This window comes from Chryseobacterium sp. NRRL B-14798, assembly GCF_050470705.1.
GTDB lineage: Bacteria > Bacteroidota > Bacteroidia > Flavobacteriales > Weeksellaceae > Chryseobacterium > Chryseobacterium cupriresistens.
Genome location: NZ_JBFLUL010000005.1, coordinates 3,729,113 through 3,743,719 on the forward strand (window position 1 = coordinate 3,729,113; position 14,607 = coordinate 3,743,719).

At 37.4% G+C, this 14,607-nt stretch carries 11 protein-coding genes; 9 read left to right on the plus strand and 2 right to left on the minus strand.

What is annotated here, in order from left to right:
- The first annotated feature begins 324 nt into the window (after positions 1-324).
- The 3 genes from AB1278_RS17135 to AB1278_RS17145 are packed head-to-tail and all read left to right on the plus strand — an operon-like array spanning position 325 to position 2,797.
- Positions 325-1,074 (plus strand): nucleotidyltransferase domain-containing protein, encoded by a 750-nt coding sequence (locus AB1278_RS17135; protein ID WP_395972826.1) that lies wholly within the window; start codon positions 325-327, stop codon positions 1,072-1,074.
- 6 nt (positions 1,075-1,080) lie between these two features.
- A complete protein-coding gene (locus tag AB1278_RS17140) occupies positions 1,081-1,713 on the plus strand; it encodes a hypothetical protein (protein ID WP_202839608.1) in 633 nt (210 codons plus the stop codon).
- Positions 1,714-1,732: 19 nt separating this feature from the next.
- Positions 1,733-2,797 (plus strand): nucleotidyltransferase domain-containing protein, encoded by a 1,065-nt coding sequence (locus AB1278_RS17145; RefSeq protein WP_429815920.1) that lies wholly within the window; start codon positions 1,733-1,735, stop codon positions 2,795-2,797.
- A gap of 87 nt (positions 2,798-2,884) precedes the next feature.
- On the opposite strand, the gene AB1278_RS17150 is transcribed toward AB1278_RS17145, so the two are convergent.
- Entirely contained in the window at positions 2,885-3,226 is a 342-nt protein-coding gene (locus AB1278_RS17150; RefSeq protein ID WP_429815923.1) for a TfoX/Sxy family protein, read from the minus strand.
- 335 nt (positions 3,227-3,561) lie between these two features.
- Between AB1278_RS17150 and AB1278_RS17155 the strand changes: the two genes are divergently transcribed.
- The 6 genes from AB1278_RS17155 (at position 3,562) to AB1278_RS17180 (ending at position 11,606) form a co-directional block, all read left to right on the plus strand.
- Positions 3,562-4,077 (plus strand): DUF2975 domain-containing protein, encoded by a 516-nt coding sequence (locus tag AB1278_RS17155; RefSeq protein ID WP_429815926.1) that lies wholly within the window; start codon positions 3,562-3,564, stop codon positions 4,075-4,077.
- Position 4,078: 1 nt separating this feature from the next.
- On the plus strand, positions 4,079-4,282 hold the full coding sequence (locus AB1278_RS17160; RefSeq protein ID WP_002980904.1) for a helix-turn-helix domain-containing protein: 204 nt from the start codon (positions 4,079-4,081) through the stop codon (positions 4,280-4,282).
- A gap of 239 nt (positions 4,283-4,521) precedes the next feature.
- Positions 4,522-5,394: an ABC transporter ATP-binding protein gene (locus AB1278_RS17165; RefSeq protein ID WP_429815930.1), complete on the plus strand. Its 873-nt coding sequence runs from the start codon at positions 4,522-4,524 to the stop codon at positions 5,392-5,394.
- Between the two features lie 2 nt (positions 5,395-5,396).
- Positions 5,397-8,639 carry a M1 family aminopeptidase gene (locus AB1278_RS17170; RefSeq protein WP_429815933.1) on the plus strand — a complete coding sequence of 1,081 codons (3,243 nt, stop codon included), beginning with the start codon at positions 5,397-5,399 and terminating at the stop codon, positions 8,637-8,639.
- Between the two features lie 102 nt (positions 8,640-8,741).
- Positions 8,742-9,182: a MarR family winged helix-turn-helix transcriptional regulator gene (locus AB1278_RS17175; protein ID WP_277694321.1), complete on the plus strand. Its 441-nt coding sequence runs from the start codon at positions 8,742-8,744 to the stop codon at positions 9,180-9,182.
- Positions 9,183-9,188: 6 nt separating this feature from the next.
- A complete protein-coding gene (locus AB1278_RS17180; protein ID WP_429815936.1) occupies positions 9,189-11,606 on the plus strand; it encodes a TonB-dependent receptor domain-containing protein in 2,418 nt (805 codons plus the stop codon).
- 316 nt (positions 11,607-11,922) lie between these two features.
- Here the strand turns inward: AB1278_RS17180 and AB1278_RS17185 are convergent, their stop codons facing one another.
- Positions 11,923-14,178, minus strand: coding sequence for a polyribonucleotide nucleotidyltransferase (locus tag AB1278_RS17185; RefSeq protein ID WP_429815939.1), 2,256 nt, complete (start codon positions 14,176-14,178; stop codon positions 11,923-11,925).
- Positions 14,179-14,607 lie beyond the last annotated feature (429 nt).

Genomic DNA, 14,607 nt, shown 5'->3' on the forward strand with positions numbered 1-14,607 from the left:
AGCTAAAATAAAATGTGTTCTCTAAAAATTCTAAACTCGTGCGAATTCATTATTACTTTTTTGTATCAATATATTCGTCGCACTCAGACAGGAGAATTTTCTTAACGTTCACACAATTTATTTTTTTAACGCCCAATTTTCAAAAGTCAAAAAATTTTAGCCCGCAATATTCACTTACTCACAAACCGAACCCTGCAACTCTCAAACTCTCCCACACTCAAACCCTAAAACCCACCCCCACGAAACCCGCACCTCGAAACCTAAAAAAGCTACGCGAGTACATTGCGCACTTCACCCTTTACTTTGCACCATCAATCAATACCAATGACACCGAAAATACTTAAAAAAATAAAAGAAATAGAAGCAGCACGGGGCGTGGAAGTCCTTCTTGCTGTAGAATCAGGGAGCAGAGCCTGGGGTTTTGCGTCTCCTGACAGTGATTTTGATATACGTTTTATATACCGTCATGAAAAAGACTGGTATCTTTCTCCCTGGGATAAGGATGAAACGATAGAATTTATGACAGAAGATGATCTGGATGGTTCCGGCTGGGACCTGCGAAAGACGTTTCATCTCTTACTGAAGTCGAATGCGGCTTTGCTGAGCTGGTTTTATTCTCCTATCGTGTATAAAGCGGATGAAGGGTTTGTAGAACTCTTTAAACCTTTGGCTGATGCCTGCTTTTCTCCGATAGCAGTTTCCTATCATTATCTGAGCATGAGCAAGAAATATCTGGAAGCCTGCAGACATGATGAAGTAAAATTAAAAAGTTATTTTTATTGTTTACGAACCACATTAACAGGAAAATGGATCATAGAAAAAGGAACGGTTCCTCCTGTACTGTTCAATGACCTGCTTGTTTTAACGGATGAAGCCACCAAAAGAAAAATAGAAGATCTTATCACCTTAAAAGCAACCAAAGGAGAATCTTACTACCATCCGAACGATTGGGAACTGTTTGATTTTCTGGAGAAAACAGTCGCTGAAAATGAAGAAAAAGCGAAAAGTTTATCTGGGGGAAAAGCGGATAAAGGTGAGATGGAGAGGATTTTTAGGGAGATATTACAATTATAATAGCTTATGAAACAACTATCTGAAAGAGCTCTTAATTTTTTAAAAAGAAAAGAACGAAAAGAGGAGTTTTATATTGATAAAAAGGAGATAGAAAATTACTTATCCTTGTATTCCATCAAAAATTACTCTGAGATCCTTAGGTTTCAAGAAATGTATTCTGGTCTTATCATAAATGATAATATCATACACATTTTCAATCCTGCTAATGTAAAAGAACATAAGACAATCAAGACTTTTCTATGTGAAGAGCAAGTTCTGTTCCCTATTTGCAATGGACTTTGTATTTCGGAAGATGGAAGAATTGCCATAAAAGATAATATCAGCAATGATTATATCTTTTATTTTGAATTTTTTGAAACTTTTATAGAGCAACAAGCTTTTTTTGAGGAGTATCAAGATTACAAACACCTTCCAGCCATAGGATATTATACTAAGAATATCAGTTTAATTTCAAAAGGTCTTGCAGATTATGATTTCATTACTGAATGTTCGGACCGTTATCATTCTCTTTGGAAAAATATTTCGAATCTTGTCCACGCCAGATTATACCCTGGAGGCTACACGATCATTTTTGATAGTATTTCAGAAAAAGAACGTAGTTTTTTAATTAAAAAGCTAGAATCAAACAAATTAATCTAAAAAACTGTAATTAACTAAAATGACCATCCAAGACCTAAAAAATAAAAATCTCCTCCTCTTCGAAGCCATTTCCGGAAGCAGAGCTTTCGGGCTGGCGACGGAGAATTCTGATACGGATATCCGTGGGGTGTATTATCTGCCGAGGGAAGATTTCTTTGGGCTTAATTATATTCCGCAGATTTCCAATGAGACAAATGATCTTACGTATTATGAAATCGGAAGATTTGTAGAACTGCTTCAGAAAAACAATCCTAATATTCTGGAAATTCTGGCCAGTCCTGAGGATTGTATTCTGTACAAGCATCCGTTGATGGATTTATTGAAAACAGAAGATTTTCTTTCAAAGCTGTGCAAAGACACTTTTGCAGGGTATGCTGTTTCCCAGATTAAAAAGGCAAAAGGTCTCAATAAAAAGATTGTAAATCCGATTGATAAAGAAAGAAAATCAATCCTGGATTTTTGCTTTATTTTGGATGGACAAGGTTCTGTCCCATTGAAAAAATGGCTGGATGAGGATGGTCTCTCACAGGAAAAATGCGGATTGATAAACATTGATCATACAAAAGGAATGTTCGCTTTATTTTATGATGAATCGGGAACATTGGGATATAAAGGAGTTATTCAGAATGAAGAAGCGAATCAGGTTTCTGTATCCTCTGTTCCTAAAGAGGAAAAACCGGTTGCTTACCTGTTTTGTAATCTGGATGCGTATTCTGTGTATTGCAAAGATTACAGGGAATACTGGAAATGGGTGGCTGAGCGTAATGAAGACCGCTATAATGTCAATCAGACTCACGGACAGAATTACGACAGCAAGAATATGATGCACACCATCCGGCTGCTTCAGTCCTGCGAACAGATTTTTAAAACCGGGTCACTGACAATTCGTGTAAATAACCGTGATGAACTGTTAGATATCAAAGGAGGAAACCAATCGTATGAAAATGTCATGGAAAAGGCAGAAAACCTGATAGAATCCATAGAAAGTCATTATTCTACCACCACTCTTCCCGACTCTCCGGACCTGGAGAAAACCACAAAAATATTAATTCAGATCAGAGAAAAACTGTATAATCATGAATGATAAACGATAAATGATAAATGATGAGTGATGAATAGTGGGATTGGTGAATTCCATCACTCCCACTCTCAAACACTCAAACCCGAAAACTCACTTCTTAGACGCCTTTGCAACGGGATTATAATCCAAACATATTTTAATCCAATACTCAAAATCATCTGCTTTTTGGAAACCTATGGGTTCTACATAGCAATAGCCATTTAACTGTTTTCCTTTCATAATCATTGGGAGAAAGCCTTTCTTTTCCGAAACCTCATCTTCCAGTTCGGGATTGTAACGGCACATCAGATTATCATGACTGATGTTGATGCACATCTTTCCGTTCACCAGAAAAGACAGTCCGCTGAACATTTTCTTTTCCTCGACCTCTATATTATTTTCCATTGAAAGCCGTTCACGTACACGGTCTGCAAGTTCAATACTGTAAGCCATGATTTCTTTTTTTTTTGATATATCCTTTTTAATAATAATGGCTTCAACAGGCTCAGCCTGACAGTGCTTAAAAATTGTCGTTGGTATTCCAGTTGTCACCCTGAGCCTGTCGAAGGGTATCAATAAGAAAACCTTATAATCATTTCTTGAGTATTACTTAAAGGATAAGTTGATCAACTTTTCTCTTATTAAAATTAATAAAAAACTGTGATTAACACCTTATTTTTTTAGCATTATTGATTAATTCAAAATTTAAAAATTAAAATTTTATTTAAATTAATTATTGTTTTACGATAATTAATTATACATTTGCAATAGTAATTACAATTCATACCATGAACCAGACCAAAATTATTGCAAGAATTTTATTCTATATCTGCGCCTTACTTTCGGCCGGATATTTAGTCACTTTTGGGTATTCCTTATTCTGTCTGATGAGCGGATTTGCGGTCACGCCTTATAAAGAAGGCCAGTTCCTTCACATCAATTATCCGTTTACAGAACAACCGTTTCTGAATATCGAAAACAATTATCCTTATATGATATTTTCCTTTATGTTGGTGCTTATCACTTATGGAATCTTTTTCTGGTTATCTGCCGGGGTTTTCAAAGTGTTTTTCCAACAAAAACTGTTTACTCAGGAAAATATCATTCAGCTTAAGAGATTTTACCTGTACAATATTTTCATTCCGCTTCCTCTGGTTATTATCGCGAGTTTCTTTGTGGAAGTAGAAAGTATCATATGGGGACTGGTGTTTATTCACTTTATGCTTGGAATTTTCTGTCTGTTTCTTGCGAATATCTTTAAGCAAGGACTACATTTGCAAAACGAACAAGACCTATTTATTTAAAATGCCAATTATAGTCAACTTAGATGTGATGCTTGCCAAACGAAAAATGCAGAGTAAAGAATTGGCAGAAAAACTGGGTATCACGCCCGTGAACCTTTCTATCCTGAAAACCGGTAAAGCCAAAGGTGTCCGCTTCGATACCCTTGAAGCCATCTGTAAAATCCTGGAATGCCAGCCGGGAGATATTCTTGAATTTAAAGAGTAAACGAGTTGCGGGATGCGAGTTGCGGGGTTTGAGGGTTTGAGAGTAAGAGGGTTTGAGAGTGGTGAGTATAAGAGTTCACTTCTAACTTCTAACTTCTAACTTCTAACTTCTAACTTCTAACTTCTAACTTCTAACTTCTAACCTCTAGCTTCTAGCCTCCTGCCTCTAGCTTCCAGCCATTAACTTCTAAACCAGCTGCCAAAAGGCCGCCTGTCCTTCTATTCCCCAAACACAACGTTATGAACACATTAACCATCAACAACCTTAGCCTTACCTATAAAAATGGATTTCAGGCTATTAAAGACATTTCACTCGACATCAAAAACGGTATGTTCGGGCTTCTTGGTCCCAACGGAGCCGGAAAATCTTCTTTGATGAAAACTATTGTCGGACTTCAGAAACCAACCTCCGGAACGATACTTTTCAATAAAGTGGACATCATCAAAAATCCTGATTATGTTAAACAAAATCTTGGATTTCTGCCTCAGGATTTCGGAGTATACCCGAAAGTTTCCGCGTACGATCTATTGGAACATATTGCCGTACTGAAAGGGATTACCGAAAAAAGCAAACGTAAAAAACAAATTCTGAGCTTGCTGGAAAAAGTCAACCTTTCTGATTTTGCTAAAAAAGAAGTTCATACCTTTTCTGGGGGAATGAAACAGCGATTCGGTGTTGCCCAGGCATTACTGGGAGAGCCGAGAATCATTATTGTAGATGAACCAACAGCAGGATTGGATCCTGAAGAACGCAATCGTTTCAACAGCTTGCTCAATGATATCAGCCAGGATGTTATCGTTATTCTGTCTACGCATCTCGTTGAAGATGTCAGAAACCTTTGCTCAGAAATGGCAGTGATGAATCATGGGCAAATCCTCCGAAAAGGAAACCCGGGAAAATTGATTGCAGAGCTGGACAATAGAATCTGGTCAAAACCCATTGACAAAAATGAACTGGAAAGCTATCATTCCAGCTATGAAATCATCAGCAGACAGCTTCTGGAAAGAGAACTCCACATCACTGTATTTTCTGAAGAATCTCCGAAAGATTTCAGCCCTGTAACACCTTTGCTGGAGCACGTTTACTTCCATACACTCACCCAAAAACCTTAATCATGAATACGATATTTTTATTTGAAGCCGGACGCTCTTCCCAGCACTGGCTCACCTATCTTGTGGCCTTACTTTTAATAGGAATGGGCATCTTTTCTGGTAATCAGTTCAATCTTTCAGTAGGAGAAGGGATTTATTTAAACTCTCCCTACACCATTGGTTTTATGACCGGAATGCTGAGCCTTACCGTGATTTTTTTCGCTACGGTTTATGCATTGCAGCTGCTTTTTAAAGACCAGGATTCAAAATTTGACAGTATTCTGTTTTCATTCCCATTGTCAAAACTCACTTACCTGAAAGGGAAATTCTATGCTTATTTTTTACAGACGTTTTTAAGTTTTTCTTTCTTAATGACAGGATTTATCATAGGTCAGATAATGCGGACGGGAAGTGAAATGCAGGAAGGTTTTAACATTGTCCATTATCTATACCCTTTATTCATATTCGGTTTTATCAACAGTTTATTTGTCTGCAGTTTCCTTTTTCTCATTGCATTTATTGTCAGGAAAAAACTGCTGATTGTAGTAGGCGGACTGCTTCTGTATGTTTCTTACATGATTATCCTGTTGTTTTCCAATTCACCCTTTATGGCGGGAAGTCTTCCCCAGTCACTGGAAACGCAACAGTTTTCGGCTTTAATAGATCCTTTTGGATTATCCGCTTATTTTATGGAAGCCCGTGATCTCACAGCTCCTCAGAAAAATATTCAACTGGTACCTTTCTCTGGTTATCTTTTGTTTAACAGAATTTTATTCTCTTTTATATCTGTTGGAATTCTTCTGCTTTCGTATAGATTATTTTCTTTCTCCAATACCTCAGGAAAGAAAGTAAAAACATTAGGAAATACTCTTACATTTTCTGAAACCAATAAAGCAGATTATTCCACAGTGAAGCCAGACTTTGGTTGGAAGAACTCATTTCGATCTGTCTTGTCTTTTGCAAAAACAGACCTTACTTATCTGTTTAAAAGTGCTGCTGTTCCTGCCGTTTCCATACTGTTGTTATTTTGTATGGGAATGGAAATGTATGCCGAAATTGAAAAAGGCATCCGCCTTCCGCAGAAATATGCAGGTTCCGGACTTATGGCAACAACCATTTCGGAAAATTTTCATCTGCTTGGACTTCTTATTTCCGCTTATTTTTTAAATGATGTCTACTGGAGGAGTTCTTCTTCAGGATTTTCTCTGATTGAAAACAGTATCTATTTATCAAAAAACAGATTAATCGGCCATTTCATTTCCATCAGTTTTCTGCTGTTTTTCTTCACCGGAATTGTAATTATTCAGGGCATTATTTTTCAGGCGGCTTATCAGTATTTTCATATTGATTGGAATGCTTATCTCGGTGTTTTTATTTTCAATACTTTTCCATTGATGCTGTTTTCCGGATTGATTCTTTTGATAAATGACAGAATTCCCAACAAATTCATAGCCCTTGGAGTTTCCATCCTTGCCGTTTTTATAGTATCAGGTCCGCTTTCGGGGAAATTGATACCCTACCCTCTTTTCAGAATATTCTCAGATTTTAAAGGGACTTACAGTGAGTTTAACGGCTATGGAATTTATGAAAAAGCTTTTCTACAAAGACTTTTATTCGGAACGGGGATTATCAGTATTTTATGGATGCTCAACAGCATTATAAAAATTAAAAAAGTTCCTGTACTTGCATCTGGCTTCAGTATCATTCTGCTCATCTCAGGAATCTTTGCCGGGGTATTGTTTATGAAAGGATATATTCCAAAAAATGAAGATCAGGCTATTCTAAGATCAGCAGCATATGAAAAAAACTATCGAAAGTATGAAAAACTTCTACAGCCGGATATCACCGATATTGCTACAGAAATTAAACTATATCCTTCCAACAATGCTTATCAGATTGTTGGAAAATATATCCTTAAAAATCAAACCAATCAACCTATCAATAAGATTCTGATCAATTTTAATGAGGATTTAAAACTGGAATCTGCTATGATAAAGTGTGGTACTGAAATCTCAAAAATTAATAAGCATGTTACAGAAGTTTCATTACAAAAGCCTCTCCGGCCTGGTAAAACAGCTTCTCTTGATTTTACATTATCTTATCAATGGTTTGCGGTCAATGGACACCAGTCTTTCAATGCCATTATTGAAAACGGATCTTTTATGAGAATCAGCAGATATTATCCAACAATTGGATATCAGAAGGATAATGAAATTCAGGATAAGAAACAAAGAAGCCAATTCAAGCTTGGAAAACTTGGTGAACTGAAAAAACCTGAAGCTCCTGAAGTTTCAAAAAGGGATTTTATCAATCTTACGATGATGATTTCCACCGAAAAGAAACAAACAGCCATAGGAACAGGAGATCTTGTCAGAAAATGGTCACAGGCCGGGCGCAACTATTTTAAGTATAAAGCAGATCAGATTCCTTTCCGGTTTGCCGTTTCATCTGCTGAGTATAAGATCAAAAGCGTGAACTATAAAGGAATTTCCATCAATATCTTTTATCATCAGAAACACTTTGAGAATGTGAATCACCTTCTTGAAAACGCAAAGCTTACTTTAGATTACTGTCTGCAGAATTTCGGGACTTACCCTTTTAAAACCATCAATTTTGCGGAGATTTCTTCTTTTACCAGAGGTTTTGCCGCTACAGCCTATCCTTCTGCTGTTTTTATGCCTGAGGATATGGTTTTCCACGCCAATATTCTGGCGGATAAGAAACAGGATGTCATCAATGAGCTGGCAGGTCATGAACTTTCCCATCTCTGGTGGGGCAGCAGCCAGATCGACCCTGATGACAGAGAAGGTTCTGTGATGCTTACTGAAACCCTCGCCATGTATACTGAGATGATGCTTTACAAAAAAATGCATGACAAAGAAAAAATGATGGAAAGAATCACCGTACATCAGCAGATCTATGACAATGAAAAAGGACTGTCTGAAAATGTTCCGATTTATAAAGCGACCGGAGATGTTCCTCATATTTCATATTCCAAAGGAGCTGCCGCAATGGTACAGCTGAGTAACTTAATCGGTGAAAATAAAGTGAACCTGGCTTTGAAAAATTTCCTCAACAACAATCAATATCCAAAGAAACCTGGTTCATTGGATCTGATCAATGAGTTTTACAACGTTGCTCCGGATATTTCCACCAGAAAACAAATCGACAGATTATTTAAAACCACAGAAAATATAAGGTTTACTTCAGGGTCAAAAACTGCTCCTGTAAAGGCAAAATCCAAAGAATCCGGTAACAGCTTTTAATTTTTTTTGAAAATATTTTTCAGGAATTGTAACAAAGTAAAATGATGATTTACTAATTAATTGATATATCAATAATTGATACATCATTTTAAATCTGAAAATATGGAAAAATTAAATTCAATCATATTCTACAACATAGACAAAGCGATCAGATCTTACAGAAACTATGCTCAACGCCAGCTGAAAGCGCATGGTTACACGATCACTATTGATCAATGGCTTATCATCAAAGCAATTCTGGAAAACCCGGGAATTACCCAGAATGAAATTGGTGATCTGGTTTTTAAGGACAATGCTTCTGTCACGAGAATGATTGATTTAATGGTAAAATCCGAATACATTATCAGAAAAGTTCATCCTGAAGACCGAAGAAAAACCCAGCTGGAAGTGACAGATTCCGGGGTAAAAGTAATTAAAGAGGTTCAGAATATCGTAGAAAAGAACCGTAAAACTGCTTTAAAGGGCATCAGCAATGAAGAACTGGAAGTGATGTATTCAGCTTTACTGAAAATTTCAGAAAACTGTCTCAACCCTAAAAAGTAAAACGCTATGACCAGAATATTCTCACTTATTATTGTCTGTATGCTGATGCTGTTCAGCAGCAGGATCTCTGCCCAGCAGGCAATGCAGAGTTTGACTTTGTCAGGAAACATAAAATCCGACAAAGCAGAGCAGATAGAGATCAATCTCTTTGACGCCGATCAGAAATTGATCAAAACAGAAATTGCTGATAACAGCGGTAAGTTCAACTTTAATGATTTAAAAGAAGGAACTTATCAGGTAAAAATTAATAAAAACGGTACTGAGGTTTATCACTCGGAAAACATTTCACTAACCGAAAATAAGACCCTCAATCCTATTGACCTGAATGTAAAATCGATTGAAGGAGTAACAATCACCAAAACCAAGCCTCTCATTGAAAGACAGGATGGAAAAATGATCATGAACGTCGAAAACAGTATTGCAAGTACCGGAAATTCCGCTTTTGAAGTCCTCGAAAAGGCTCCGGGAGTGAATATTGACAATAACGACAATATCAGTCTTCGCGGAAAAGGAAACCTTCTGATCCAGATCGATGGTAAAAATACTCCCATGACCGGAACTGACCTTGCCAATTACCTGAAGGGAATTCCCTCTTCCACCATTGAAAAGATAGAGTTCATCACCAATCCTTCTTCAAAATATGACGCTGCCGGATCCGCCATTATCAATATTAAACTTAAAAAGGAACAGAGAAAAGGAACTAACGGAACTATTTCAAGCTCTCTGGGATCGGGTAAATATGTGAAAAACAACAACAGTTTCAGCATTAACCACAGGAATAAAAACATCAATATTTTCGGAAATTACAGCTTTGCGTACAGGGAAGCTTACAACGGATTGGTTCTCGACAGAAATTTCTATGAAGCCAATACCTTTAAGAAAGCGTATGTGCAGGATAATTATCTGAAATTCAAATTCAACAGTCATGTGGCCAAAGCGGGAATGGATTATTATCTGAACGACAAGAATGTGCTTGGATTTTCTGTGGGACTTGTTTCCAACAAATTCAACATCAACGGAGACAATTCCAACGTCACACTGGGCAGCAGCTACCTTCCTGAAAGTACTTTTACAACAGTTAACAGATCGAATGACCGCTGGACCAATGTTTCATTCAACCTTAATCATAAATATACGATTGATTCGCTGGGTTCTGATATTTCTACCGATTTTGACTATATCAATTACGCCAACTCATCTTTGCAGAGCTTTGATACAAGAACGCATGATATTTCCAGCGGTACAGACAACCTCGACATTATCAAAGGTGATATGGACGGAAAACTGAATATCTACTCTTTAAAATCTGATCTTACAAAAAACTTCAGCAACGACTGGAAGCTGGAAAGCGGAGTAAAAACCAGTTTTGTAAAGACAGATAATGACCTGAAATTCTTCAACGCCAGTTCAGGGGTTCCTGTTCCGGATCTTGGAAAAACCAATCATTTTATTTATGAGGAAAACATCAATGCAGTGTATGGAAATTTGTCCAAAAAATGGGAAAAATTTAAAGCTACAGCAGGTTTAAGAGTTGAAAACACCAATGTAAAAGGAACTCAGATTACCACCCATCAAATCAATAAAAGAAATTATACCCAACTGTTTCCAAGCGCTGTTCTGAGTTATGATCTGACGGATAAAAGCAACCTTGAAATCAATCTCAGCAGAAGAATTACAAGACCAAGCTACAACCAGCTGAATCCTTTCAAATTCTATCTTGATCCTACCACAATGAAAGCCGGAAATCCTGATCTGAACCCTCAAATCACGATGAATTATGAATTAACCTACAGTCTGAGTAATAAATACTTTGTCACTTTAAGCTACAGCAGGAATTCTGATAATATCACAGATATCTTAAAACCTGTCATAGAAAACGGGCAGATTGTAACCGTACAGACGATTGAAAACCTGAATTCGGCTTCTTATTTCGGATTAAACCTGATCGCTCCGGTAAAGGTGACCCAATGGTGGGATATGAATAACAGTGCCAATTTCTATTATGGCTCCTACACAGGAAATGTCTCCGGAACCCAGATCAATAATAAAGGGAATTTTACATTCAGCATCAACAGTATTAATTCCTTTAAGCTGGGAAATGGTTTCACTGCTGAACTTACAGGAAATTACAAAGCCAGAGAAATTTATGCTTATCTGAATGTGAGCCCGAACTGGTACCTCAACGTTGGAGCACAGAAGAAGTTTAAAAATAACAGTGTTCTGAAGCTTTCCTTCACTGATGTCTTCTTTACCAGCAATATCAAAGGGCAAACGGTGTATAATGATTATTTAGAAAACTTCGCGGTGAAAAGAGATACCCGTGTCGCGACCCTCTCCTATACTTACAATTTTGGTTCTTCCAAAAACGGACAGCCCAGAAAAACAGGCGGTGCTGAGGATCTGAAGCAGAGAGTGGGAAATTAATTGTAAGAAGTTGGAAAACGCAAAGACGCGAAGAAGGAGAAATAAAATACTGTATTTAAGACGCAAAGATTTTATCTTCGATAAAATTGAGCACCGAATAACTGTACCTGTATTTTAGTCTCTCACGATTGGGCAGGCAAAGCAAATGCAAAAAATAAAACAATATGCTTGCTGAAAATCTTCGATTTTCTTGCGCCCTAATCAATATTAAATTAAAATTACTTTGCGCCTTTGCGTTTTCCAACTTATAACTTATGGTATAAAAAGCAAAAATCCCTCAAATTGAGGGATTTTTTATGTTTAAGAATGAATCTTATTAAGCTTCGTTAGATGGAGTTTGGTTTTCCACGGGTTTTTCGCTTTGTGGCTTTTCACCTTGTGGTTTCTGTCCTTCCGGTCTTCTTTGTCCTTCTGGTCTTTTCTGCCCTTCAGGTCTACCTTGTCCTTCCGGTCTTGGAGGTCTTGGTAAAAGAACTTTACGGGAAAGTTTCATTTTCTTACGGTCATCATAACCCATGAACTTCACTTCTACCTCATCACCTTCTGCATAAGGAACTTTGTCCAGACGAGCCCACTCAATTTCAGAAATGTGAAGAAGTCCTTCTGTTCCTTTAGCAATCGCTACGAATGCACCAAAGTCCATTACTTTCACTACTTTACCTTTGTAAACTTCACCAACAACCGGTACGAAAGTAATTTCATTGATCTTAGCAATAGCAGCATTGATTTTTTCTCTGTCTGTTCCTGCAATTTCGATACGTCCGATTTCTCCCATCTCTTCGATAGCAATAACCGTATCTGTATCTTTCTGTAACTGTTGAATAATTTTTCCACCAGGCCCGATTACAGCTCCAATGAAATCTTTTGGAATCTCCATAACCACCATTTTCGGAGCATGAGGCTTCACATCTGCTCTTGGCTGGGAAATCGTTTCCGTGATTTTATTAAGGATGTGTAATCTTCCGTCTTTAGCCTGCATCAAAGCTTTCTCCATGATATCCATAGAAAGTCCCTGGATTTTGATATCCATCTGACAAGCTGTGATACCGTCTGCAGTACCTGTTACTTTGAAGTCCATATCTCCAAGGTGATCTTCATCTCCCAAGATATCAGAAAGTACGGTAAATTTACCTGATTTTGTATCGGTGATCAGACCCATTGCAATCCCTGAAACAGGTTTTGTGATCTGAACCCCTGCATCCATCAATGCTAATGTACCTGCACAAACTGTTGCCATTGAAGAAGAACCGTTAGATTCTAAGATATCGGAAACAATTCTGATTGTATATGGATTTTCTTGCGGAATTACTGCTGTTAATGCTCTTTGAGCTAAGTTTCCGTGTCCTACTTCTCTTCTTGAAGTACCTCTTAAAGGTCTTGCTTCACCTGTAGAGAATGGAGGGAAGTTATAGTGTAAGAAGAATCTTTCGTCGTGCTGCGTGATTACGCTGTCGATCATGTTCGCATCTTTTACAGAACCCAGAGTCACCGCAGTCAGAGACTGAGTTTCTCCTCTTGTAAAGATCGCAGAACCGTGAGCTCCCGGAAGGTAATCAATTTCTGACCAGATTGGACGGATTGTCTGAGGATCACGACCATCAAGACGGATATTGTCTTCAAGGATCATCTGACGCATTGCTTCTTTCTCTACATCATGGTAATATACTTTAACGAAAGGAGTTACTCTTGCCAGTTCTTCTTCATTTTCAGCATATTGTGCTAAAAACTCTTCAAGAACCGCTTTGAATTTTTCTCCTCTTTCTTCTTTATTAGATGGAGTCTTCGCTACTTCATATACTTTGTTGTAGCACTCTTTCCATACTTTTTCACGAATTTCCTCGTCGTGATCTTCGTGGCTGTATTCTCTTTTAGGGAAAGATTTTCCTACTTTTTCAGCTAATCTCTCCTGAGCTTCAATCTGTTTTCTGATCTCAGCGTGAGCGAAGTTGATGGCTTCAAGCATTTCCTGCTCAGAGATCTCCTTCATTTCTCCTTCTACCATTACGATGGAGTCTTTAGTAGCTCCCACCATAATGTCGATATCTGATTTTAATAAATTTTCATAGCTTGGATTCACAGACAATTGTCCGTCAATTCTTACTACTCTTGCTTCAGACATTGGCCCGTTGAAAGGGATATCTGTAATCGCAATAGCTGCAGAAGCTGCCAGACCTGCCAATGCTTCAGGCATTACTTCTTTATCGTAAGAAATCAATGAAATCATTACCTGTACTTCCGCGTGGAAATCTTCAGGGAAAAGAGGACGTAATACTCTGTCCACCAATCTCATTGTAAGCACTTCATCATCAGATGGTTTTGCTTCTCTACGGAAGAAATTTCCAGGAATTCTTCCACCTGCGTAGAATTTTTCTCTGTAATCTACCGTTAATGGTAAAAAGTCTACACCAGGATTGGCTTCTTTATTGGCTACAACTGTTGCTAAAAGCATAGTTCCGCCACATTTCACCACTACAGATCCGTCAGCCTGCTTAGCCAGCTTTCCCGTTTCAATAGTGATTTCCCTGCCGTCTGCAAGGGTAATCGTTTCTGTAAACGCTTGAGGTATACTCATAAATTTGCTTCTTTATACTCCGTATTGAGTATGATTAATATTTAAACTCTTTAAATTTTCGTTTGCAAAGGTACTATATAATAATGATATATTAAATTTTTCGATTGCTTTAATAGGCGTTTAAAATACAAAAAATTGGCTATCAATTGATGAAAGTATGAAAATTTACATCACTAATCTGAACTTATATACCATTTATGAAAATAAAAAAGTGTTTTTTTGAGGATAATGTATTGAAAAATCCGGTCGTTTTTGTATTATTGTCTCAAAAAATGAAAATAATACATTCATCTGAAAAAAGTATCTGTTTCATTCTAAAAATTAGTAAAAATATTGCAAACCAATAGGCTGATCCCTATATTTGCCCTACTTCACCAATTACAATGCTGTAGGCTAAAAAAGTTAAGGAACTATCCTTATCCAGATAAA

Excerpts from the sequence above, each read along its gene's own strand:
- AB1278_RS17160 (WP_002980904.1), top strand. The coding sequence starts at position 4,079 with ATGCCAATTATAGTCAACTTAGATGTGATGCTTGCCAAACGAAAAATG.
- AB1278_RS17135 (WP_395972826.1), top strand. The coding sequence starts at position 325 with ATGACACCGAAAATACTTAAAAAAATAAAAGAAATAGAAGCAGCACGG.
- AB1278_RS17145 (WP_429815920.1), top strand. The coding sequence starts at position 1,733 with ATGACCATCCAAGACCTAAAAAATAAAAATCTCCTCCTCTTCGAAGCC.
- AB1278_RS17175 (WP_277694321.1), top strand. The coding sequence starts at position 8,742 with ATGGAAAAATTAAATTCAATCATATTCTACAACATAGACAAAGCGATC.
- AB1278_RS17155 (WP_429815926.1), top strand. The coding sequence starts at position 3,562 with ATGAACCAGACCAAAATTATTGCAAGAATTTTATTCTATATCTGCGCC.
- AB1278_RS17180 (WP_429815936.1), top strand. The coding sequence starts at position 9,189 with ATGACCAGAATATTCTCACTTATTATTGTCTGTATGCTGATGCTGTTC.
- AB1278_RS17185 (WP_429815939.1), bottom strand. The coding sequence starts at position 14,178 with ATGAGTATACCTCAAGCGTTTACAGAAACGATTACCCTTGCAGACGGC.
- AB1278_RS17150 (WP_429815923.1), bottom strand. The coding sequence starts at position 3,226 with ATGGCTTACAGTATTGAACTTGCAGACCGTGTACGTGAACGGCTTTCA.
- AB1278_RS17170 (WP_429815933.1), top strand. The coding sequence starts at position 5,397 with ATGAATACGATATTTTTATTTGAAGCCGGACGCTCTTCCCAGCACTGG.
- AB1278_RS17165 (WP_429815930.1), top strand. The coding sequence starts at position 4,522 with ATGAACACATTAACCATCAACAACCTTAGCCTTACCTATAAAAATGGA.
- AB1278_RS17140 (WP_202839608.1), top strand. The coding sequence starts at position 1,081 with ATGAAACAACTATCTGAAAGAGCTCTTAATTTTTTAAAAAGAAAAGAA.